Annotated in this window: 22 protein-coding genes; 16 read left to right on the top strand and 6 right to left on the bottom strand. The window is 34.3% G+C overall.

From position 1 onward, the window contains the following. Positions 1-5 precede the first annotated feature (5 nt). The 6 genes from AACZ49_RS05120 to AACZ49_RS05095 form a co-directional block, all read right to left on the bottom strand. On the bottom strand, positions 6-389 hold the full coding sequence (locus AACZ49_RS05120) for a DUF4258 domain-containing protein (RefSeq protein ID WP_339652357.1): 384 nt from the start codon (positions 387-389) through the stop codon (positions 6-8). Positions 390-467: 78 nt separating this feature from the next. Further along, positions 468-1667 (bottom strand): alanine dehydrogenase, encoded by a 1200-nt coding sequence (locus AACZ49_RS05115; protein WP_339652356.1) that lies wholly within the window; start codon positions 1665-1667, stop codon positions 468-470. Between the two features lie 99 nt (positions 1668-1766). Next, complete coding sequence (locus tag AACZ49_RS05110; protein WP_339652355.1) at positions 1767-2429, bottom strand: hypothetical protein; 663 nt, start codon at positions 2427-2429, stop codon at positions 1767-1769. 102 nt (positions 2430-2531) lie between these two features. After that, on the bottom strand, positions 2532-2663 hold the full coding sequence (locus AACZ49_RS05105; protein ID WP_339652353.1) for a hypothetical protein: 132 nt from the start codon (positions 2661-2663) through the stop codon (positions 2532-2534). 219 nt (positions 2664-2882) lie between these two features. After that, a complete protein-coding gene (tsaE, locus tag AACZ49_RS05100; protein ID WP_339652351.1) occupies positions 2883-3302 on the bottom strand; it encodes a tRNA (adenosine(37)-N6)-threonylcarbamoyltransferase complex ATPase subunit type 1 TsaE in 420 nt (139 codons plus the stop codon). A 10-nt stretch (positions 3303-3312) separates the two neighbouring features. Beyond that, positions 3313-4857, bottom strand: coding sequence for a PglZ domain-containing protein (locus AACZ49_RS05095; protein WP_339652350.1), 1545 nt, complete (start codon positions 4855-4857; stop codon positions 3313-3315). An 86-nt stretch (positions 4858-4943) separates the two neighbouring features. On the opposite strand from AACZ49_RS05095, the gene AACZ49_RS05090 reads away from it, so the two are divergent. The 16 genes from AACZ49_RS05090 (at position 4944) to AACZ49_RS05015 (ending at position 21531) form a co-directional block, all read left to right on the top strand. Next, complete coding sequence (locus AACZ49_RS05090; protein ID WP_339652349.1) at positions 4944-6173, top strand: HD domain-containing protein; 1230 nt, start codon at positions 4944-4946, stop codon at positions 6171-6173. 23 nt (positions 6174-6196) lie between these two features. Beyond that, the gene (gene lpxD / locus AACZ49_RS05085) at positions 6197-7213 is read left to right on the top strand and encodes a UDP-3-O-(3-hydroxymyristoyl)glucosamine N-acyltransferase (RefSeq protein WP_339652348.1); all 1017 of its coding nucleotides are present in this window, start codon (positions 6197-6199) and stop codon (positions 7211-7213) included. Between the two features lie 2 nt (positions 7214-7215). After that, positions 7216-8616, top strand: a complete 1401-nt coding sequence (locus AACZ49_RS05080) for a bifunctional UDP-3-O-[3-hydroxymyristoyl] N-acetylglucosamine deacetylase/3-hydroxyacyl-ACP dehydratase (RefSeq protein ID WP_339652347.1) — start codon at positions 7216-7218, stop codon at positions 8614-8616. Between the two features lies 1 nt (position 8617). Then, positions 8618-9403, top strand: coding sequence for an acyl-ACP--UDP-N-acetylglucosamine O-acyltransferase (lpxA, locus tag AACZ49_RS05075; RefSeq protein WP_339652346.1), 786 nt, complete (start codon positions 8618-8620; stop codon positions 9401-9403). A 51-nt stretch (positions 9404-9454) separates the two neighbouring features. Then, entirely contained in the window at positions 9455-10021 is a 567-nt protein-coding gene (gene efp / locus AACZ49_RS05070; RefSeq protein WP_339652344.1) for an elongation factor P, read from the top strand. Between the two features lie 36 nt (positions 10022-10057). After that, on the top strand, positions 10058-10993 hold the full coding sequence (locus AACZ49_RS05065; protein WP_339652343.1) for a UDP-3-O-(3-hydroxymyristoyl)glucosamine N-acyltransferase: 936 nt from the start codon (positions 10058-10060) through the stop codon (positions 10991-10993). A 71-nt stretch (positions 10994-11064) separates the two neighbouring features. Next, a complete protein-coding gene (gene sucD, locus AACZ49_RS05060) occupies positions 11065-11937 on the top strand; it encodes a succinate--CoA ligase subunit alpha (protein ID WP_339652342.1) in 873 nt (290 codons plus the stop codon). A 107-nt stretch (positions 11938-12044) separates the two neighbouring features. After that, the gene (gene fabG / locus AACZ49_RS05055; protein ID WP_339652341.1) at positions 12045-12794 is read left to right on the top strand and encodes a 3-oxoacyl-[acyl-carrier-protein] reductase; all 750 of its coding nucleotides are present in this window, start codon (positions 12045-12047) and stop codon (positions 12792-12794) included. 68 nt (positions 12795-12862) lie between these two features. Continuing rightward, complete coding sequence (locus AACZ49_RS05050; RefSeq protein WP_339652339.1) at positions 12863-14890, top strand: VWA domain-containing protein; 2028 nt, start codon at positions 12863-12865, stop codon at positions 14888-14890. Positions 14891-14900: 10 nt separating this feature from the next. Further along, positions 14901-15716 carry a prohibitin family protein gene (locus tag AACZ49_RS05045; RefSeq protein ID WP_339652337.1) on the top strand — a complete coding sequence of 272 codons (816 nt, stop codon included), beginning with the start codon at positions 14901-14903 and terminating at the stop codon, positions 15714-15716. A gap of 235 nt (positions 15717-15951) precedes the next feature. Then, on the top strand, positions 15952-16809 hold the full coding sequence (hisG, locus tag AACZ49_RS05040; protein ID WP_339652336.1) for an ATP phosphoribosyltransferase: 858 nt from the start codon (positions 15952-15954) through the stop codon (positions 16807-16809). A gap of 114 nt (positions 16810-16923) precedes the next feature. Beyond that, on the top strand, positions 16924-18210 hold the full coding sequence (hisD, locus tag AACZ49_RS05035; protein WP_339652335.1) for a histidinol dehydrogenase: 1287 nt from the start codon (positions 16924-16926) through the stop codon (positions 18208-18210). A 42-nt stretch (positions 18211-18252) separates the two neighbouring features. Further along, complete coding sequence (hisC, locus tag AACZ49_RS05030) at positions 18253-19311, top strand: histidinol-phosphate transaminase (RefSeq protein ID WP_339652333.1); 1059 nt, start codon at positions 18253-18255, stop codon at positions 19309-19311. Then, the gene (hisB, locus tag AACZ49_RS05025; RefSeq protein WP_339652331.1) at positions 19301-20443 is read left to right on the top strand and encodes a bifunctional histidinol-phosphatase/imidazoleglycerol-phosphate dehydratase HisB; all 1143 of its coding nucleotides are present in this window, start codon (positions 19301-19303) and stop codon (positions 20441-20443) included. Before hisC ends, hisB begins: the two co-directional genes overlap by 11 nt. A gap of 84 nt (positions 20444-20527) precedes the next feature. Beyond that, positions 20528-21109, top strand: coding sequence for an imidazole glycerol phosphate synthase subunit HisH (hisH, locus tag AACZ49_RS05020; RefSeq protein WP_339652329.1), 582 nt, complete (start codon positions 20528-20530; stop codon positions 21107-21109). Next, positions 21109-21531, top strand: coding sequence for a GNAT family N-acetyltransferase (locus AACZ49_RS05015; RefSeq protein ID WP_339652328.1), 423 nt, complete (start codon positions 21109-21111; stop codon positions 21529-21531). The genes hisH and AACZ49_RS05015 overlap by 1 nt, the downstream gene beginning before the upstream one ends. Positions 21532-21533 lie beyond the last annotated feature (2 nt).

Here is a 21533-nt window from a genome sequence, read left to right as displayed (position 1 = left end):
ATAATTTAGTGCACGTCTATTTGCTGAAGTGTGGCTTTATTTCTGCAATTTTGCACAGTAAATTTCCATTCACGATCCTTTAAATCAGATTCTACGATGTAGGTCTTGCAAGGTACCGATTTGGTATCACTACTACTGAAATCTACATCACCTTCAGTCAATATATGCTTTACATCAAGAGAATCTAATTGGTATTCAACTAATTTTAGTTTGGCCTCATCACTGTAATACATAGGTTTCGAGCGAATATCCTTTAGTGTTCGACAATTTGGTAGATAACAAAAATATACGCCTGTATCTTCTGATTTCTTTTTTAAGAACATGGTTAGAAAAACGATGCCGATAGATAAACCTACCAAGAAAAAACCTAACCTTTTTAGAAAATCCATTTAGTTCTTTGTTGAATTAATTTAGAACGCGAAATTATACCTTTTTATAAGGATAGGAAAAGGAAAATAGGTAGTATTCTAAAAAATTAAGAAATTAATATCACTGTATTGCAAATCAAACCATTCGCCAACAGATTTATTAGTAAGAATTCCGTGGTACATGTATAGTCCGTTTCGTAACCCTTTGTCAAATCGAAGAGAATTTTCAAGTCCGCCGTCCTCACCAATTTTTAAAAGATAAGGGGTGAAAATATTACTAATTGACACTGAAGCTGTTTTTGGATACCTAGAAGGTATATTTGGAACGCCGTAATGTATTACATCGAACTTTTTTCTAGTAGGCTTATTATGATTGGTTATTTCACTGGTTTCAAAACAACCACCGGTATCAATGCTTACATCTATAATAACGGCACCTTTTTTCATATGCTCTACCATAGAACTAGATACAACTACTGGCGATCTATCTTTTCCTCTAGTAGCACCAATGGCAACATCACAACGTTTAAGAGCTTTTAAGAGGTTCTTGGGTTGTATTGTTGATGTATAAACTGTTTGTTTTAAGTTGGTCTGTATATTTCTAAGTTTAGTTATCGAGTTATCAAAAACTTTTACGTTCGCCCCAATACCAATAGCTGATCTTGCTGCAAATTCACCTACAGTACCTGCGCCAATAATTACGACCTCTACAGGAGGTACACCACTAATGTTGCCGAACATTAGTCCGTTTCCATTATTATTTGCGGCCATTAATTCTGCTGCTATTAGAACCGAAGAAATACCTGCTATTTCACTGAGTGAACGTACTGCAGGATATTTGCCTTCATCATCTCTAATGTATTCAAAAGCAATTGCCGTAATTCGCTTTCTTGCCAATTCTTCAAAATACTCTTTATATTGAGTTTTAATTTGAAGGGCCGAAATAATGACGGTCTGTGGATTTATAAAACCTATTTCGTTTAGGGTAGGAGGTTCTACTTTTAAAATTAGCGGACACGCAAATACTTTTTTAGTATCTTTTGTAATTTCACCACCTGCTTGGGTATAATCTAAATCGGTATAATGTGCACCCTCGCCAGCGCCTGATTCAATAAGTACACGATGCCCATTTGAGGTAATTGCATTTACAGCATCTGGAGTAAGGCAGATACGTTTTTCTTGATATTGATTTTCTTTAGGAATGCCAATAAATAATTCACCTTTTTGTCTAAAAACTTCTAATGTTTCTTCTTGGGGAAGTAATTGATGTTTGCTAAATGGCGAAGTGGGTTGGTTCATAGTTAAAAATGTACTTTTTCAAAAAAAAGTATTTGAAACTCAAATGTACAATTTTTAAGGAAATGAATAATGGGGAAAGGTATTTGTAATAGTAAGTAATTAAAACTTGAAGTTTAACCAGCTTTGTATACGTTCTTGGTATCCTTTTAATATATGCTCAATGTTACCTGTTGACAAAGTTGTGTTTAATTCTTCAGACAAAGATGGCATTTCTAATACCTTGTCATTCGAAAGCGTTTGTTCGTTAGATGTAATATTGTTGCTTTCAAAGCCTCTTTTTTTTAATTCTTCAAGCTCAGCTTCAATTGCTTCTAAATCTATACCATGTACATGCTTATCGTAAAGCTTGATACGAATAAAATATACAAAGGGAATAGTAATAAGACAGATAGGTATTAACCACCAAATATTATCAGTGTCAATATAATCATCGGAATCATAGAATACTTCGAAAAATTGAAAAGCATACATTGCTATTGGTATAATAATGATATGATACCACCAATCTCTTGAGGTTAAGAACCAAAAAATTAATAGATAAAGAGGGACAATTTTTGAGGTTAAAAACCAAAGAAAAGTTTGAGTGTCTTGAAACCCATTATCTCCAATAATTATACCTAAAAATGAGGCATTATCATTCGAATCATATGGTAGATAATCATATATTTTATACAAAAATGGAGAAATAGCAATAAAGAAGACTAATAGAGATTCTAGGAATATCTTTTTTTTAGCTTTTTTTCGTTTTACTTTATGAATCATAATACACTATTACAGTATGCTAACGAAGTATAATGCTAAATATTATGTCTAAAAAAAAAGAGCAATAAAATTGCTCTTTAAATCCTAATAAAAGAATAAAAATTATATTCTTCTATCAATTTTTTTCTTATCAACATTAAGTTGCTGATTATCAACATTAATAATTGGTGCAGCCATAGCTAAAAGAAATACACCTAATGCCAGTGAGGCAAGAAAAGTTCTTTTGTTCTTCATTTTCAATGGATTTTTGGTTAAACAAGAATTAGTTCTCCTTACAAACGTAAGAAATAATACGCAAACAAAATGCTGTTAAACGTTAAAATTATACATTTCAACTGATCTTATGAGCATTTCATCGATTTTTGAGTATTTCATCGAAAAAAATACAATAAAAACTCGGTAGTAACGATACTTAAAAATGATTAATACCCTTTGCCTTGAAAATTGTATGCTTTATAAATTGTTTAGCAATGTTAATTTTCTAGATTTCTCACTCAGTATTTCAATTTTAATTATCTGTGCATCAATAGGAACTAGATTAGGTATTTTCTCTGGCCATTCCATAAAAACCCATCCTTTTGTATTAAGGTAATCTTCTAAGCCCATATCCATAGCCTCATTTTCATTTTCTAGCCTATAAAAATCGAAATGATATCCTAATAGCTCTCCATTCAGATTTTCATATTCATTTACGAGTCCAAATGTAGGACTACTTACATTGTCCTTGCCTCCCAATTCCTTGACCAGTGCTTTTATCAGTGTCGTTTTACCCGCACCCATTGGCGCATAAAATGCCAGAATTTTGCTTTTTGAATTATGAATTATCTCATTAGCAATTTTTCTCAACTCATTTTCACTATAAATGAATTCCATAAACTTTAACTTATTTAGGTTCCAAAACTACAAAAGGAATGATCATTTCCTCTAAAGAAACACCACCATGTTGATAGGTATTTCTATAATAGCTTACATAATGGTTGTAGTTATTAGGATATGCGAAGAAAAAATCATTTTTCGCAAAAATATAAGAGCTACTCATATTTATACTAGGTAGGTAAATTGATTTAGGGTCTTTAGCCGCTAGTACTTCATTCTTTTCGTATGTAAGACTCCTTCCTGTTTTGTATCTAAGGTTCAAGCTTGTTTCACGATCTCCGACTACTTTTGATGGAGACTTTACATTTATAGTGCCATGATCCGTGGTAATAATCAACTTCATTCCCAAATTCTGTGCTTGCTGAATAATTTCTAACATCGGTGAATTTTTGAACCAACTGGTGGTCAAGGATCGATAAGACTTGTCATTAGAGGCAAGTTCTTTTATCACTTCCATCTCTGTTTTAGAATGTGAAAGCATGTCTACAAAATTGTACACAATTACCGTAAGGTCGTTATCCTTTTGAGCCTTAAAATTTTGACTTAAATGTTTTCCTTGCTTTAAACTACTGATTTTATGATACTCCCATTTTAAATCAAGTCCTAGTCTTTTTAACTGCGCACCTAAAAACTTGTCTTCATATAAGTTTTTACCGCCTTCATCGGTATCATTCTTCCACCAATCAGGATATTTTTTTTCCATATCCAACGGAGTCAATCCTGAGAATATCGCATTACGAGCGTATTGTGTTGCCGTCGGTAAAATGCTATAATAAGATTCTTCTTTCTTCTTTTTGTAAAATGAGCTCACGGTATCTTCAAAGGCATACCATTGGTCGTATCGTAAGTTGTCTACAACAATAAGTAACGTTTTTTCGTCTTTAATTTCCGGCGCGACCCACTCTTTAAATAACGTGTGAGACATTACTGGGCCATCTACATCGGTAAACCAATCTTCATAATTACGATCAACGAATTTTCCGAATTGTTGATTAGCTTCAATTTTTTGGGATTCAAGTATTTCGAACATACCGCTGTCTTCAATCTCCTCTAACTGTAATTCCCAATAAATCAATTTTTTATATAAATCTGCCCATTCTTGGTAGCTATTTACCATAGAAAGATCCATTGCAATTTTTCTGAATTCTTGCTGGTAATTACTGGTCGTTTTTTCAGAAATTAATCTAGAATGGTCTAAATTCTTTTTAAGGGAAAGTAATATCTGGTTCGGGTTTACAGGCTTAATAAGGTAATCAGCTATTTTAGAACCAATAGCTTCTTCCATGATAAATTCTTCCTCACTTTTAGTAATCATCACTACAGGTATAGAACCGTCAATTATTTTTATTTCCGAAAGGGTTTCTAAACCAGATATACCTGGCATGTTTTCGTCAAGAAAAACAATGTCTACTCTCATATCCGCTAATTCTTCTAATGCTTCTTGACCGCTTTGACAGGTGATTACTTCATAGTTTCTAGCTTCTAAAAAAATGATATGAGGTTTGAGTAAATCGATTTCATCATCTACCCATAATATTTTAATCTTGTTCATTGTATTATTATTTGACGATAATCAAATTCTATGCTGATGCTTTTGTATAACTTTGAAATGTTAATTTCAGAAAAGACAAATCTATATTGAAGACATCGAACAAATTGAAAATCTTTAATGATCCAATTTACGGATTTATTAGAATCCCCAATACGCTAGTATTTGACCTCATTGCCGACCCTTACTTTCAACGGTTGCGTAGAATATCGCAAATGGGGTTATCGTATTTAGTATATCCTGGTGCACATCATACTCGTTTTCATCATGCACTAGGCTGCATGTATTTAATGCAGAAATCGATTCAAGTACTTCGTTTCAAGGGAGTTGAAATAACGGAGTCTGAAACTGATGGACTGCTTGGGGCTATTCTTTTGCACGATATCGGTCATGGTCCTTTTTCTCACGCCATGGAGCATAGTATCGTTGAAGGTGTAAGTCATGAGTTCATTTCTCTTCAATTTATGGAAGAACTCAATGAACGATTTAACGGAAATTTAACGGAAGCAATCTCGATCTTCTCAGGTAAACACCCTAAAAAGTTCTTAAACCAATTGGTTTCGAGTCAGTTAGACATGGACCGATTAGACTATTTAAAAAGAGATAGTTTTTATACCGGTGTGGCCGAAGGGAATACCAATGCAGAACGTTTGATCACGATGTTGAATGTTGTTGATGGTAATCTTGTGATCGAGGAAAAAGGAATTTACTCCGTCGAGAAATTTTTAATGGCAAGGCGTTTTATGTATTGGCAAGTATATTTGCATAAGACAGGTGTGGTCGCCGAGCAATTGCTTATCAGCATTTTGAAAAGAGCACGTTTTTTAATTAAAAGTGGTACAACACTAAATTGCAGCAAAGCATTACTTTATTTCTTATCGCAACATATCGATAAAAGTAATTTTGATAGAATAACGTTGGCAAAGTTTGCTAAATTAGATGATGTCGATATATTGGCTGCATTAAAGGAATGGCAATACTCTGACGATTTTGTGCTATCAACACTATGTGAAATGATATTAAATAGAAAGCTTTTGCATATTAAACTTAAAAAGGAGCCAATAAATGAAACCAAGTTTAAGAATAAGTTCAGTAAAATAAAGAAGCATTACAAACTTACGGATGAAGAAACCTCTTATTTTGTTTTTACCGGCGAGTTAAAGAATAAGGCATATGATAGAGAGCACCAGAATATTAATATCTTGAAGAAAAATGGGAAAATAACAGATGTTGCTAAATTATCGGATCACCTTAATTTGAATGCACTTTCTAAAACGGTGACCAAATATTATATGTGCTACCCAAAAGAAGCAGTTTAACTATTTTTCTTACTTTTACGCCCATGAAATTTACAGCAGGTCAGATTGCAGGTATTTTAGAAGGAGAGGTTCATGGAAATCCAGAAATAGCTGTGTATAAACTTGCTAAAATCGAGGAGGGCGAAGAGGGTTCTCTTACTTTTTTGGCAAACCCAAAATATACTTCATTCATATATAAAACTAAAGCTTCAATAACTATAGTAAATAAAAGTTTTATTCCTGAGCATGAATTATTTACTACCTTAATTAAGGTAGAAGATGCTTATAAATCGTTCTCTAAATTATTGGAATACTATAATCAGGTCAAAAACAATAAACTAGGAATAGAGGAACCTATTTTTAAATCGGATACAGCAACTTATGGTGCTGATGTTTATCTTGGTGCCTTCGCTTATTTAGGAAATAACGTAACACTTGGCGATAATGTAAAAGTATATCCGAATGTATATATTGGGGATAATGTAAAGGTTGGTAATAATGTTACCATTTTTGCAGGAGCTAAAATTTATTCAGAAACAATAATAGGAGATAATTGTGTAGTTCATAGTGGAGTGGTTATTGGAGCAGATGGATTTGGTTTTACGCCCAATGAAGATGGAGAATTCATTAAAGTACCACAAACGGGTAATGTTATTTTGGAAGATAATGTTGATGTTGGTGCAGGGACCACTATAGATCGAGCGACTTTAGGGTCTACAATTTTGAGAAAAGGCGTAAAGTTAGATAATCAAATTCAAATTGCCCACAACGTTGAGATTGGTGAACACACAGTAATTGCTGCTCAAACCGGTATTGCAGGCTCTACTAAAATTGGTAAGCATTGTATGATAGGTGGTCAAGTTGGTATTGTAGGCCATATCACTATTGGTGATTTTGTTAAAATACAAGCCCAATCAGGTATTGGGAGGAATGTAAAGGACCGGGAGGTTTTACAAGGTTCGCCAGCTTTGAATTATGGTGATTACAATAAATCGTATGTTCATTTTAAGAACTTATCAAAAATAATTAATAGAATCGACACTTTAGAAAAGAAGGATTGAGGATGAGTACAACAAAAAATAAACAAAGAACAATTAGTAAAGAGGTTAGCCTAACCGGAGTTGGTTTACATACGGGTAGCAATGTTACCATTAAATTTTTACCCGCAAGTGAAAATCATGGTTATGCATTTAAAAGGGTAGATTTAGAAGGTGAGCCAATTATTCCAGCTGATGCAAATCTTGTTGTGAATACGCAAAGGGGTACCAATTTAGAGAAAAATGGAGTAAAGATTCAAACTTCAGAACACGTTTTGGCAGCTTTAGTAGGTCTTGAAATCGATAATGTATTGATAGAGCTGAATGCTGCAGAACCACCAATTATGGATGGTTCTTCTAAATTTTTTGTAGAGGTATTGGAGAATGCCGGCATTGTTGAGCAAGATGCAGTTCGTGAAGAATACATTGTTAAAGAAGTTATTTCTTTTAAGGATGAGGACACAGGTAGTGAAATAACAATTATTCCTTCAGACGAATATCAAGTGATGACAATGGTGGATTTTGGAACCAAAGTTTTAGGGACTCAAAATGCTACTTTAGATAAAATTTCTGATTTTAAAACAGAAATTTCAAATGCTCGTACCTTTAGTTTCCTTCATGAGCTTGAAATGCTTTTGGAAAACGGACTAATTAAAGGTGGGGATTTAAACAACGCTATCGTTTATGTGGATAAAGAAATTTCTGAAGCCACAATGATGAAATTAGAAAAAGCGTTTAATAAGAAGAAACTTTCTGTAAAAGCTAATGGTATTTTAGACAATCTTACATTACATCAGCCAAATGAGGCTGCAAGGCATAAGTTGTTAGATGTTATAGGAGATTTGGCATTAATTGGTACACGTATACGGGGCAAGGTAATAGCCAATAAGCCTGGTCATTTTGTGAATAACGAATTTGCGAAGAAGCTCTCACAAATTATCAAATTAGAAAAACGAAATAAAGTACCGAAATACGATTTAAGTTTGCCTCCGTTAATGGATATTCATAAAATAATGGATATGCTACCTCATAGGCCTCCTTTTTTATTAATAGACCGTATTATCGAACTTTCAGATGAGCATGTAGTGGGTATGAAAAATGTGACCATGAATGAACCTTTTTTTGTTGGTCATTTTCCAGGGGCTCCAGTAATGCCAGGGGTTCTTCAAGTAGAAGCTATGGCACAAACAGGTGGTATTTTAGTGTTAAGTACCGTTCCTGATCCAGAAAATTATTTGACTTTGTTTATGAAAATAGATAAAGTAAAATTTAAAAGACAAGTATTGCCAGGAGATACATTAATATTTCACTGTAGTTTAATCACTCCAATTAGAAGAGGTATCTGTCATATGCAAGCATACGCCTATGCGAACGACAAGTTGGTAAGTGAGGCAGAGTTAATGGCACAAATAGTTAAAAGAACTTAGAATGAATCAACCTTTAGCCTATATTCATCCGGGCGCTAAAATCTCTAAAAATGTTGTAGTAGAACCCTTTACCACTATTCATAATAATGTGACTATTGGTGATGGTACTTGGATCGGATCCAATGTAACTATTATGGAGGGTGCACGTATAGGAAAGAATTGTAATATTTTTCCAGGTGCCGTAATTTCTGCTTCTCCTCAAGATTTAAAATATGATGGAGAGGAAACAACGGTAGTTATTGGTGACAATACCACTATTAGGGAATGTGCCACAATCCATAAGGGAACCTCTGACCGTATGAAAACTGTTATCGGCAAAAATTGCCTGATAATGGCGTACTGTCATGTTGCTCATGATTGTTTGGTGGGAGATAATTGTATTTTCTCTAATAATTCAACACTAGCAGGTCATGTTACAATTGGGGACAATGTTATTCTAGCAGGTTTGGTTGCAGTACACCAATTTGTTTCTGTTGGTCAACATGCTTTTGTTACGGGTGGTTCTTTAGTTAGAAAAGATGTTCCGCCATATGTAAAAGCGGCTAGAGAGCCATTATCTTATGTTGGGATCAACTCTGTAGGATTGAGAAGAAGGGGTTTTACCTCCGATAAAATCAGGGAGATTCAGAACATTTATAGAATTCTTTACCAAAAGAACTACAATAATTCGCAAGCCGTACAAATTATTGAAGCAGAAATGGAAGCAACTCCTGAACGTGATGAAATACTTCAATTTATACGTGATTCGCAACGTGGTATTATGAAAGGTTATTTTAGTAATAACTAAAGAATACTCCTCAATAAAATTTAAATTAACAATTCCAAATACTATATTTTAATGGCATCTACTTCAGACATTCGTAAAGGACTTTGCATACGTTATAACAATGATATTTATAAAATAATTGAGTTTTTACATGTGAAACCAGGTAAGGGACCTGCTTTTGTGCGTACAAAATTAAAAAGTGTTACTTCTGGTAAAGTATTGGACAATACTTTTTCCGCGGGTCATAAAATAGAAGATGTAAGAGTTGAAACACGTTCTTATCAATATTTATATCCAGAAGGAGAAACATATCATTTTATGAATACGGATGATTATAATCAAATTACTTTGCAAGAAAGTTCGTTAGATGCACCAGGCTTATTAAAAGAGGGTGAAGTTGTAACTATTTTGTTTAACACAGAAGATAATATGCCATTATCCGTTGACATGCCTGCAAGTGTCGTTCTGGAAGTTACCTATACGGAACCTGGGGTAAAAGGAAATACAGCAACTAATGCAACTAAACCAGCAAAAGTAGAGACTGGGGCAGAGGTTAATGTACCATTATTTATTAATGAAGGAGATAAAATTAAGATTGACACTTCTAGTTGCTCATATATGGAGCGTGTGAAAGAGTAATTATAAGTGGCAAAATATACTAATCAAATTTAGCAGTTGAAGTTTCCTACTATATTTTCATTAAAGCAAATAGCCGATATTATTTCGAGTAAATATGTGGGTGACGATGATTTTCCAGTTTTGGGAATGAACGAAATCCACGTTGTTGAGAATGGTGATATTGTATTTGTAGATCATCCTAAATATTATGATAAAGCCTTAAAGTCTAAGGCTACGATAATATTAATCAACAAAAATGTTGATTGTCCAGAAGGCAAGGCTCTGTTGATTTCAGATGATCCGTTTAGAGATTTCAATAAATTGACTACTTTTTTTCAACCTTTCGTTCCAAATAGCCAAGCAATTTCTGTTTCGGCAAAAATTGGAAAGAATACGGTTATACAACCGAATACATTCATAGGTAACCATGTAACTATTGGGGATAATTGCCTGATACATTCCAATGTATCTATATATGATAATTGTATTATTGGCGACAATGTAACCATTCATGCAGGAAGCGTTTTAGGTGCAGATGCATTTTATTACAAAAAACGTCCTGAAGGTTTTGATAAATTAATTTCTGGAGGACGAGTTGTTTTGAAAAACAATGTTGACATTGGGGCACTTTGTACTATTGATAGGGGAGTGACAGGAGATACTACAATCGGTTTCGGTTCAAAACTTGATAATCAAGTTCATGTTGGGCACGATACAGTTATTGGTGAGAAATGTTTAATTGCATCCCAAACGGGTATTGCAGGCTGTGTTATCATAGAAGATGAAGTTACTTTATGGGGGCAAGTAGGTACAAATAGTGGAATTACGATTGGTAAAAATGCGGTTATTATGGGGCAAACCGGAGTTACTAAATCGGTAGCTGGCGGTAAGAGTTATTTTGGCACACCAATAGAAGAGTCACGCGAAAAACTGAAACAATTAGCATATATAAAGAAGATTCCAGAAATAATTAAAAAGTTGGACAACAAATAAGCGAGTTAATGCTTTAAAATTCATTTACAAACCTATATTTTTGTTCTGTTAAAAAATAAAACTACAGTAGTATGAGCGTATTAGTAAATAAGGATTCCAAAATAATCGTGCAAGGTTTCACAGGTAGTGAAGGTACTTTTCATGCCGAGCAAATGATTGAGTACGGTACTAATATTGTGGGTGGTGTAACACCAGGAAAAGGAGGTCAGGAGCATTTAGGAAAACCAGTTTTTAATACAGTTTCTGAAGCTGTTGAAAAAGTTGGCGCTGATACGACTATTATTTTTGTTCCACCAGCGTTTGCTGCCGATGCAATAATGGAAGCTGCAGATGCAGGTATTAAAGTTATTATTACAATTACAGAAGGTATACCAGTTGCTGATATGGTAATGGTTGCGAACTACATAAAAAATAGGGATTGTCGCTTAATAGGACCTAACTGCCCTGGTGTAATTACTCCCGGTGAAGCGAAAGTAGGAATTATGCCTGGTTTTGTTTTCAAAAAAGGTAATGTAGGTATTGTATCTAAATCAGGTACATTAACTTATGAAGCAGCTGATCAAGTTGTTCGTCAAGGTTTAGGTATTACCACTGCTATTGGTATTGGAGGTGATCCAATTATTGGTACTACAACAAAAGAAGCTGTAGAGCTTTTAATCAATGATCCTGAGACTAAATGTGTAGTTATGATTGGTGAAATTGGAGGTCAATTAGAAGCTGATGCTGCACAATGGTACAAAGCAAGTGGAAGTAAAAAACCAGTGGTAGGCTTTATTGCAGGTGAAACTGCTCCTGCTGGTAGAACAATGGGTCATGCAGGTGCAATTGTTGGTGGTAGTGATGATACGGCGCAAGCTAAAAAACGTATTATGAGAGAATGTGGAATTCATGTAGTTAATTCTCCAGCAGAAATTGGATTGAAAGTAAAAGAAGTAATGGGTTAAAAATTCATATTATTCATATAGAATCCCGTTTGTAGCGGGATTTTTTTTAGCCTATAATTTAAACAAAAGGTATATTTGGTAAACGTCCTTAAGTAAATGATTGACTTATGAAATTATTAGAAGATAAAAACGTAATTATTACAGGAGCAAGTAGGGGAATTGGAATGGGTATAGCCCAAGTATTTGCCGAACATGGAGCCAATGTTGCTTTTACATATAGCTCTAGCGAAGCTCCTGCTCTTGAATTAGAGAAAGAATTGAAGGCTAAAGGTGTTAATGCCAAGGCCTATAAAAGTAATGCAGCTAGTTTTCAAGAAGCTGAAGAATTGGTCGCTAAGGTTTTAGAGGATTTTGGTGGTAGAATTGATGTTTTAATCAATAATGCCGGTATTACGAAAGATAATCTTCTAATGCGAATGTCTGAAGCGGATTTTGATGCGGTAATCGATATTAACTTAAAATCGGTCTTTAATATGACCAAAGCGGTTCAACGAACTTTACTAAAACAACGTAGCGGCTCTATAATAAATATGAGTAGTGTAGTTGGGGTTAAAGGTAATGCGGGTCAAACAAATTATGCTGCTTCAAAAGCAGGTATGATCGGGTTTACAAAATCTGTAGCACTTGAATTAGGTTCACGAAATATAAGGTGTAATGCAATTGCACCAGGTTTTATTGAAACTGAAATGACAGAAAAGCTTGATGAAAAAACGGTTCAAAGCTGGCGAGATGGTATTCCTTTAAAAAGAGGTGGTTCTCCAGAGGATATTGCCAATGCATGTCTTTATTTTGCATCAGACCTTTCTAGTTATGTAACCGGTCAAGTTTTGAATGTAGACGGAGGTATGTTAACTTAAGCCGAAAATCAATAATTCGGTTATCAGATAATTCATCTGTTCTAAAGCGCATAATATTTTCTAAATCCATGGAAACCATAACGGTATTGTATATTGTTCTTGCTGCTATCGTTGCTCTAGGTATAGTTGTGCTTCAATATGTTTATAAACAAAAGGCTAAAAGCAACGTATATTTGCTCTTAGCCTTTTTACGTTTTATTGGAATATTTGGTCTTCTCATATTACTTATAAACCCTCAGTTTTCTCAGATATCTTATAGTTTAGAAAAACCAAATCTAGTAATATTAGCTGATAATTCAAGCTCTATTTCTGAGAGTGGAGATGAAATTAAGGAGGTGATTTCTAAATTAAAATCCTCACAAGAAATTTCAAATAAATTTAGAATAAGGGATTATAGATTTGGTGATGAATTAGGTGTTTTGGATAGTTTAACATTTAAAGATAAGAACACCAATATTTTTAAATCTCTTTCTGCTTTAAAAGATGTATTTGCTCGTGAACAGACTGTAACTCTTTTATTATCTGACGGTAACCAGACTATTGGCCAAGATTATAGTTATTTTAAAACTGATGAAAATAATACTCTTTATACTATAGTCTTGGGTGATACTACAAAGTATAAAGATTTATCTGTTGGGCCTATTTTAACCAATAAATATGCATTCTTAAAAAATAAATTCCCGTTAGAAACCTATATTTCTTATCAAGGTAGCACGGCTGTTTCGACTATCTTAACTGTTAAGATGAATGATAGAATTGTATATCGCGAGAACTTTAGTTTTAATAACGAATCTAATTTTAAAACTATTTCTATAGAATTAAATGCTAATTCTGTCGGAATTAAAAATTTGTTGGTAGAAATATCTCAATTACCTGAAGAACGAAATATAGCCAACAATAGAAGGTCTACTAGTATTGAGGTAATTAATGAGAAAACTAAAATAGGATTGATTGCCGATATTTTGCACCCTGATTTGGGAACTCTCAAGAAAGCTATAGAAAGTAATGAGCAAAGAGAAGTAACCATTTTAAAGCCAAATGTTACTAATAGTACTTTAGATCAACTGGATTTATTCATTTTTTATCAGCCAACTATTAGTTTTAAACCATCATTGAATTTTGCTAAAAGTAAAAATGCAAATACCTTTATAATTACAGGTTCCCATGCAGATTATTCATTTTTGAATGAGGAGAATCTTGGTTTTGAGATTGAAAATGGATATCCAAAGCAAGAAGTTTTTGGGTTATTGAATAATGTATTTTCAAAGTATGATATTTCTAAATTCGATTTAACAGATTTCCCTCCATTATTAAGTGATGCTGGACCTATTATTTTTCAAAAATCTTATGAGGCATTGCTTGGTACTCAAATAAAAGGATTGAATGTACAACAGCCGTTATTGTCTATCATAGCGGATAATTCAAAAAAACAGGCTTTGCTAGTTGGCGAAAATCTTTGGAAATGGCGAATGCAAACATTTAGAAATACCGGTGATTTTATCAATTTTGACGAATTCGTCGGTAATTTAATTCGATACCTTACCAGTACAAAGAATAAGTCGCGCCTTAATGTCGAATATGAAAAAATTTATGAAGGCAGTACAAACACCATTATAACCGCAACTTTTTTTGACGAGGCCTTTTTGTTTGATCCTAATGTAAAAATGAATATTAAGGTAACTAATAGGAATACAAATTTAATTCAGGATAATCCTATGGTTTTAAAAAATGGATATTTTGAAGCAGACCTTTCTAATCTTTTAGCCGGTGAATATGACTTTAGAGTATCAGTTGCAAATGAAAGTAAATCTGAAGTCGGCACATTTGTTATTTCTGAATTTGATATGGAAAACCAGTTTGTATCTAGCGATAATTTAAAAATGGAAAAACTTGCTTTAAACGCTAGAGGAAAACAATTTTATCCTTCGCAAATAGAAACTTTAATAGCCGAATTAATTGAAAATGATACCTATGTGCCCACAGAGAAAAGCACTGAAAATATCGTATCTTTGATAGATTTCAAATTGCTTTTGGCAATCATCGTTTTTGCTTTCACGGCAGAATGGTTTATCAGAAAATATAACGGATTAATTTAAATAGACACGAATGGATAAGTTACCTAAGATTGCGTTACCCGCAATATTTATTTTTATTGTATTGATTATTGGAATTTCTAAATCCACCATAACCATAGGCTCCGGGCAAGCAGGAGTTCTATATAAGACCTTTGGAGGTGGTGTTGTAACTGATGAGCCCCCAATGGGTGAGGGTTTTCACATTGTTGCGCCATGGAACAAGGTTTTTGTTTATGAAGTACGTCAGCAAGAACTTTTTGAACAAATGAAAGTATTATCATCGAATGGTTTGGAAATTCAAATCGATGCCTCTGCTTGGTATCAACCAGTTCCGAACGAATTAGGATTTCTGCACCAGAATTTAGGGGAAAATTACTTAGATCGTGTAATTAAGCCGGCCATTAGAAGTGCGGCCCGTAGCGTAGTTGGGAGATACACCCCAGAACAGTTATATTCCAGTAAGCGAGATGCCATCCAAGATGAAATATTTGAAGAGACAAAAAAGATTTTGGATAAACAGAATGTTCAATTAAATGAGGTTTTGGTACGTGATGTTACCTTGCCGGGAACTATCAAGGATGCTATTGAGCGCAAGCTTAGACAGGAACAGGAATCCTTGGAATATGAATTTCGTTTGGTGACCGCTAAAAAAGAGGCTGAAAAAGTAACCATTGAAGCACAAGGGAAAGCAGATGCCAACCGTATTCTAAGCGCTTCATTAAATGACCAGATTTTAAAGGATAAAGGAATTGATGCTACCTTAAAATTAGCGGAGTCCCCAAATTCTAAAGTGGTCATTGTGGGTGGTGGTGGAGAAGGTCTACCATTAATTTTAGGTAATAACTAAAACACGAAGGCTAAAGTTTTTGTTTCATTTTAAACATTTGTTTTGTGAAATCAAAAATACCTTATACTTTTACAATATAATGAAAAACAGAACTACACATCATCATTTCCATACTCACGCTCAGGCGAGGTAGGAATGTATTGTAGTAGTACAACATATTTTAAAACCCGTTTGAGCAATCAAACGGGTTTTGTATTTAACTCTGTTTTGGTTGGTCAAGCATTAAATTAATAAAATGACAAAAATTAGAATTGCTATTCAGAAGGCAGGACGACTTAATGAGGAATCCCTTCAAATATTAAAGGACTGTGGAATTTCCATAGATAATGGAAAAGACCAGCTCAAAGCTTCCTCGAGAAATTTTCCTATAGAAGTTTTTTATTTGAGAAATGGCGATATTCCTCAATATTTAAGAGATGGAGTAGTAGATATCGCAATTATCGGAGAAAACGTATTAATTGAAAAAGGCGAGGATATTTCTATAGTAGAAAAACTAGGTTTTTCTAAATGCAAAGTTTCCTTGGCTGTACCAAAATCTGTGAAATATAATTCGGTTAAGGATTTTGAAGGTAAGCGCATAGCCACTTCCTATCCAAACACGGTTATAAATTACCTAAAGGACAAGGGAGTTACTGCTGATTTACACATAATTAGTGGTTCTGTAGAAATTGCTCCAAATATTGGTTTGGCCGATGCAATTTGTGATATTGTATCTAGCGGAAGTACCTTGTTTAAAAACAATTTAAAAGAGGTAGAAGTAATGCTTACCAGTGAAGCAGTTTTGGCAGTTTCACCAAAAATAACCCAGGAAAGAAAAGAGTTACTGGATAAGTTACAATTTAGAATTCAATCCGTTTTAAGGGCAAGAGGCTCTAAATATGTATTGCTTAATGCTCCAAATGATAAATTAGATGGAATTCTAAAGTTATTGCCAGGAATGCGCAGTCCAACTGTTTTACCCTTGGCCGATGAAGGTTGGAGTTCTGTACACACCGTAATAAATAAAGACAAATTCTGGGAAGTAATTGATGAGTTGAAGAAGGCAGGGGCAGAAGGCATTCTCGTTTGCCCAATTGAGAAAATGGTATTATAAGATAGTAATGAGTTTTAAGTAGTATTCGGAATTGATATTAGTTGAAAAGTTTATTGTTCTTTTTACATTTTGTAAAAGAGCAACAAACAACCATCAACCAACAACTAAATAAAAATGAATAAAATATTTAATCCCAAAAGAGAAGATTGGGACTCTGTTTTAAAGCGTCCTACACAGACCGTAGCCGATATTGAAGGATTGGTAAATGGTATATTTAAAGAGGTTGCCGATAATGGAGATGTTACCCTTTTAAAGTATACAGAACAATTCGATAAGGTTGTACTAGCTAATTTATTGGTTTCCCAAGCAGAGATTAATGAAGCGGATTTATTGGTTTCTGAGGAGCTTAAAGACGCTATTCAACTTGCTAAATCTAATATAGAAGTATTTCACAAAGCCCAAAAAACGGGTCGTGTAACTGTAGAAACGTCACCTGGAGTCTCTTGTTGGCAAGAAAAAAGACCTATTCAGAAAGTGGGTCTTTATATTCCTGGGGGAACGGCACCTTTATTTTCAACAATTTTAATGTTGGCCGTACCTGCTGTCTTAGCTGGATGCGCGGAAATTGTATTATGCTCCCCACCTGATAAGAAAGGGAATTTGAATCCTGCTATTTTATATGCCGCCAATTTATGTGGTGTAACCAAAATTGTAAAGGTTGGAGGTATTCAGGCTATTGCCGGTATGACATTTGGAACTGAGACCATTCCGCAAGTGTATAAAATTTTCGGACCAGGCAATCAATATGTTACAGTAGCAAAACAAATAGCAACAAAGCATGGTGTTGCTATTGATATGCCAGCCGGGCCTTCAGAATTACTTGTGGTTGCTGATGATACTGCAAATGCGGCCTTCGTTGCTTCCGATTTATTAAGTCAGGCGGAGCATGGGGTCGATAGTCAGGTTATTTTGGTTTCAACATCTAATATGTTAATAGATTCCGTTGAGAAAGAGGTTTTGTCTCAGTTGGAAGTTTTGCCAAGAAAAGAAATTGCGAGACAAGCAATAGTCAATAGTAAATTGATTTATGTAGATAATGATCAAGAAGCTATTGACTTGATCAATGAATATGGGCCAGAACATTTTATTGTTTGTGTAGAGAATGAAGATTTTTATATCGAAAATATTCAAAATGCGGGGTCTGTTTTTATTGGAAATTATACGCCCGAAAGTGCTGGGGATTATGCCTCTGGTACCAATCATACCTTACCAACAAATGGCTATGCTAAACAATATAGTGGGGTAAATCTTGATAGTTTTATGAAAAGCATGACTTTTCAAAAAATCACCGAGAAAGGTATAAAGGCTATAGGAAACGCTATAGAACTTATGGCGGAAGCAGAAGGTTTACAGGCACATAAACATGCGGTTACCTTAAGATTAAAGAGTTTAAAAAATTAATTGTTGTCCGGTCGAGCGCAGTCGAGACCTAATTTTGTACTAATGAGTTTCAATTTAAATAACATAACAAGGGCAAATGTAAAGGGGTTAAGTCCGTATTCTTCCGCACGTGACGAATATGTTTCCGATGGTTCTACCATGATATTTTTGGATGCGAACGAGAATCCGTTCGAGAACGGGGTAAATCGGTATCCAGATCCGCAACAAAGAAGTTTGAAAGCCATTTTAGCGGACCAGAAAGGTGTTGATGAGGCGAATATCCTTTTAGGTAATGGTAGTGATGAAGTTTTAGATTTGTTGTTTAGGGCTTTCTGTGAGCCTAAGCAGGATAATATTATTACACTTCCACCAACTTATGGAATGTATAAGGTACTTTCTGGCATCAATTTGGTAGAAAATAGAGAAGTGTTGTTAACTAATGATTTTCAGCCTAATATTCCTGAAATTAAGAAAGCTATTGATGTGAATTCTAAACTATTGTTTATTTGCTCTCCTAATAATCCTACAGGAAATAGTTTTTCCACGAATTTAATAGAGGAACTATTAAATTCGTTCAACGGGCTCGTAGTTATTGACGAGGCTTATGTCGATTTTTCACCCGAAGAGAGCTGGACATCAAAACTTGCAGATTTTCCAAATTTAATAGTCACGCAAACATTATCCAAAGCCTATGGCATGGCAGGTATACGGTTGGGCATTTGCATTGCATCAACTGAGATTATTGCTGTTTTAAATAAAATTAAGCCCCCTTATAATGTTAATCAATTAACACAGGATAAGGCAATTACACGAGTGTTGGATAAGGCATCCGTTAAAAATGAGGTGAATGAAATTTTAAATGAACGCACAAAACTTATTGATGCCTTAAATACGATTTCCTTTGTTGAAACAATTTATCCAACAGACGCCAATTTTGTATTGATAAAAGTGGATGATGCAACATTAAGATATCATCAGTTATTGGCAAAAGGTGTTGTCGTTAGAAATCGTACAACTCAACCTTTATGCCAAAATACACTGAGGTTTACCGTTGGTACATCCAAAGAAAATAATAGTGTAATTACCGCTTTAAAAGCAATATCGAATTCATATGAAAAGTAAAAAACGAGTATTATTTATAGACCGTGACGGTACCATTATCAAAGAAACCATTGATGAGCAGATAGATGCTTTTGAGAAAATGATATTTTATCCTAAGGCATTTACTTTTCTAGGAAAAATTGCTAAGGAGTTGGATTATGAGTTGGTGATGATTACCAATCAAGATGGTTTAGGTACCGATGTTTTTCCTGAAGATACCTTTTGGCCAGTGCACAATTTTATTCTAAAATCCTTTGAAAATGAAGGGGTTTTCTTTGATAAGGTATTTCTAGATCGCACTTTTCCGCATGAAAATGCCAATACTAGAAAACCAGGCACTGGATTGTTAACCGAATATTTTTCCGATGTATACGATTTGGAGAATTCTTTTGTAATTGGGGATCGATTAACAGATATGGAATTGGCTAAAAACCTAGGCGCTAAAGGTATTTTTATCAATGACGAAACGAATTTAGGCACTGCTGAAATCACTATAAAACGAGATGAACTAGAAAGTTACATAGCCATTGAAAGTAACGATTGGGAAAAGATTTATGAATTTTTGAAATTAAAGGATAGAACTGCCGAAATTCATAGAAAAACCAATGAGACCGATATTTCCATTAAACTAAACCTTGACGGTACAGGTAAAAGCGATATCAAAACCGGATTGGCTTTTTTTGACCATATGCTGGACCAGTTGGCACGGCATGGACAAATGGATCTAACCATAAAAGTTGATGGTGATTTGGAGGTCGATGAGCATCACACGATAGAAGATACCGGTATAGCATTAGGCGAGGTTTTTCATAGTGCATTAGGGAATAAATTGGGCATTGAACGCTATGGGTTTTGTTTGCCAATGGATGATTGTTTAGCGCAATCCGCAATTGATTTTGGAGGGCGAAATTGGTTGGTATGGAATGCAGACTTTAAGCGTGAAAAGGTAGGGGATATGCCAACCGAAATGTTTCATCATTTCTTCAAATCATTTACTGACGGTGCCAAAGCCAACCTAAATATTAAAGCAGAAGGTACCAATGAACACCATAAGATCGAGGCCATATTCAAAGCTTTTGCAAAGAGTATAAAAATGTCCGTAAAACGTGATGTAGAGAAGATGGTTTTACCAAGTACAAAAGGAGTTCTTTAAAATAGTATTTAGTAATAAGTACAAAGTATTCAGTCTTTTAAGATTTGCTTTGTACTTAATACTAACTACTTAATACTAGTTTTAATGAAAATAGTCATCATAAATTACGGTGCAGGAAATATACAGAGTATTAAGTTTGCCATTAGGAGATTGGGTTATGAAGCGGTTTTAAGTAACGATGTATCGGAAATTCAAAATGCCGATAAAGTTATATTTCCTGGTGTGGGAGAGGCAAGTAGTGCAATGAAAAAACTGCGTGATAGTGGTTTGGATAAAATCATTCCAACTTTAAAACAGCCTGTTTTGGGTATTTGTTTGGGAATGCAATTAATGTGTCATTCATCTGAAGAAGGAGAAACTAAGGGTCTAGGCATCTTTGATGTTGATGTTGTTAAATTTGATGCTAAAGTAAAGGTTCCACAGATTGGATGGAATCAGATAACAAATTTGAAGTCACCCTTATTTATAGATGTTCAAGAAAAAGAGCATATTTATTTAGTGCATAGTTTTTACGCGCCGTTATGCAGTGAAACAATTGCTCAGTGTTTTTATGGAGTTGAATATAGCGCAGCCTTACAAAAGGATAATTTTTATGGAACTCAGTTTCACCCAGAAAAGAGTAGTTCAGTAGGTGAAACGATTCTTGATAATTTTTTAAGAATGTAATGGAACCCAACTATTTTATATCGACCGATAAAAGGTTATTGAATACGAATGAGATTCAAAAGTTCATTGCCAAAACTTATTGGGGAAAAGGAAGAACGTTAACGGAAATAGAACAGACCATTGAAAATTCGTATTGCTTTGGTATGTATACCTTGGATAACGAACAAATTGGTTATGCCAGGGTCGTTACGGATTATACTTATTTTGGATATTTTATGGATGTTATTATCCTTGACAAATTTCAAGGACAGGGATTTGGCAAATTACTTGTTGAACATATGTTGGCCGATTCAGTTATAAAAAACCTAAAGACATTGGCGCTAAAGACGAAAGATGCACACCAATTGTATGAGAGATATGGATTTAAAAAAATAGCCGATTCACCATTATGGATGTCGGTAGATAAACAAATATTAGAGTAAAA

Source organism: uncultured Maribacter sp., assembly GCF_963975365.1.
Taxonomy (GTDB): domain Bacteria; phylum Bacteroidota; class Bacteroidia; order Flavobacteriales; family Flavobacteriaceae; genus Maribacter.
Note: the sequence above shows the minus strand (reverse complement) of the source record. Positions and strands in the feature narration are given on the sequence as shown.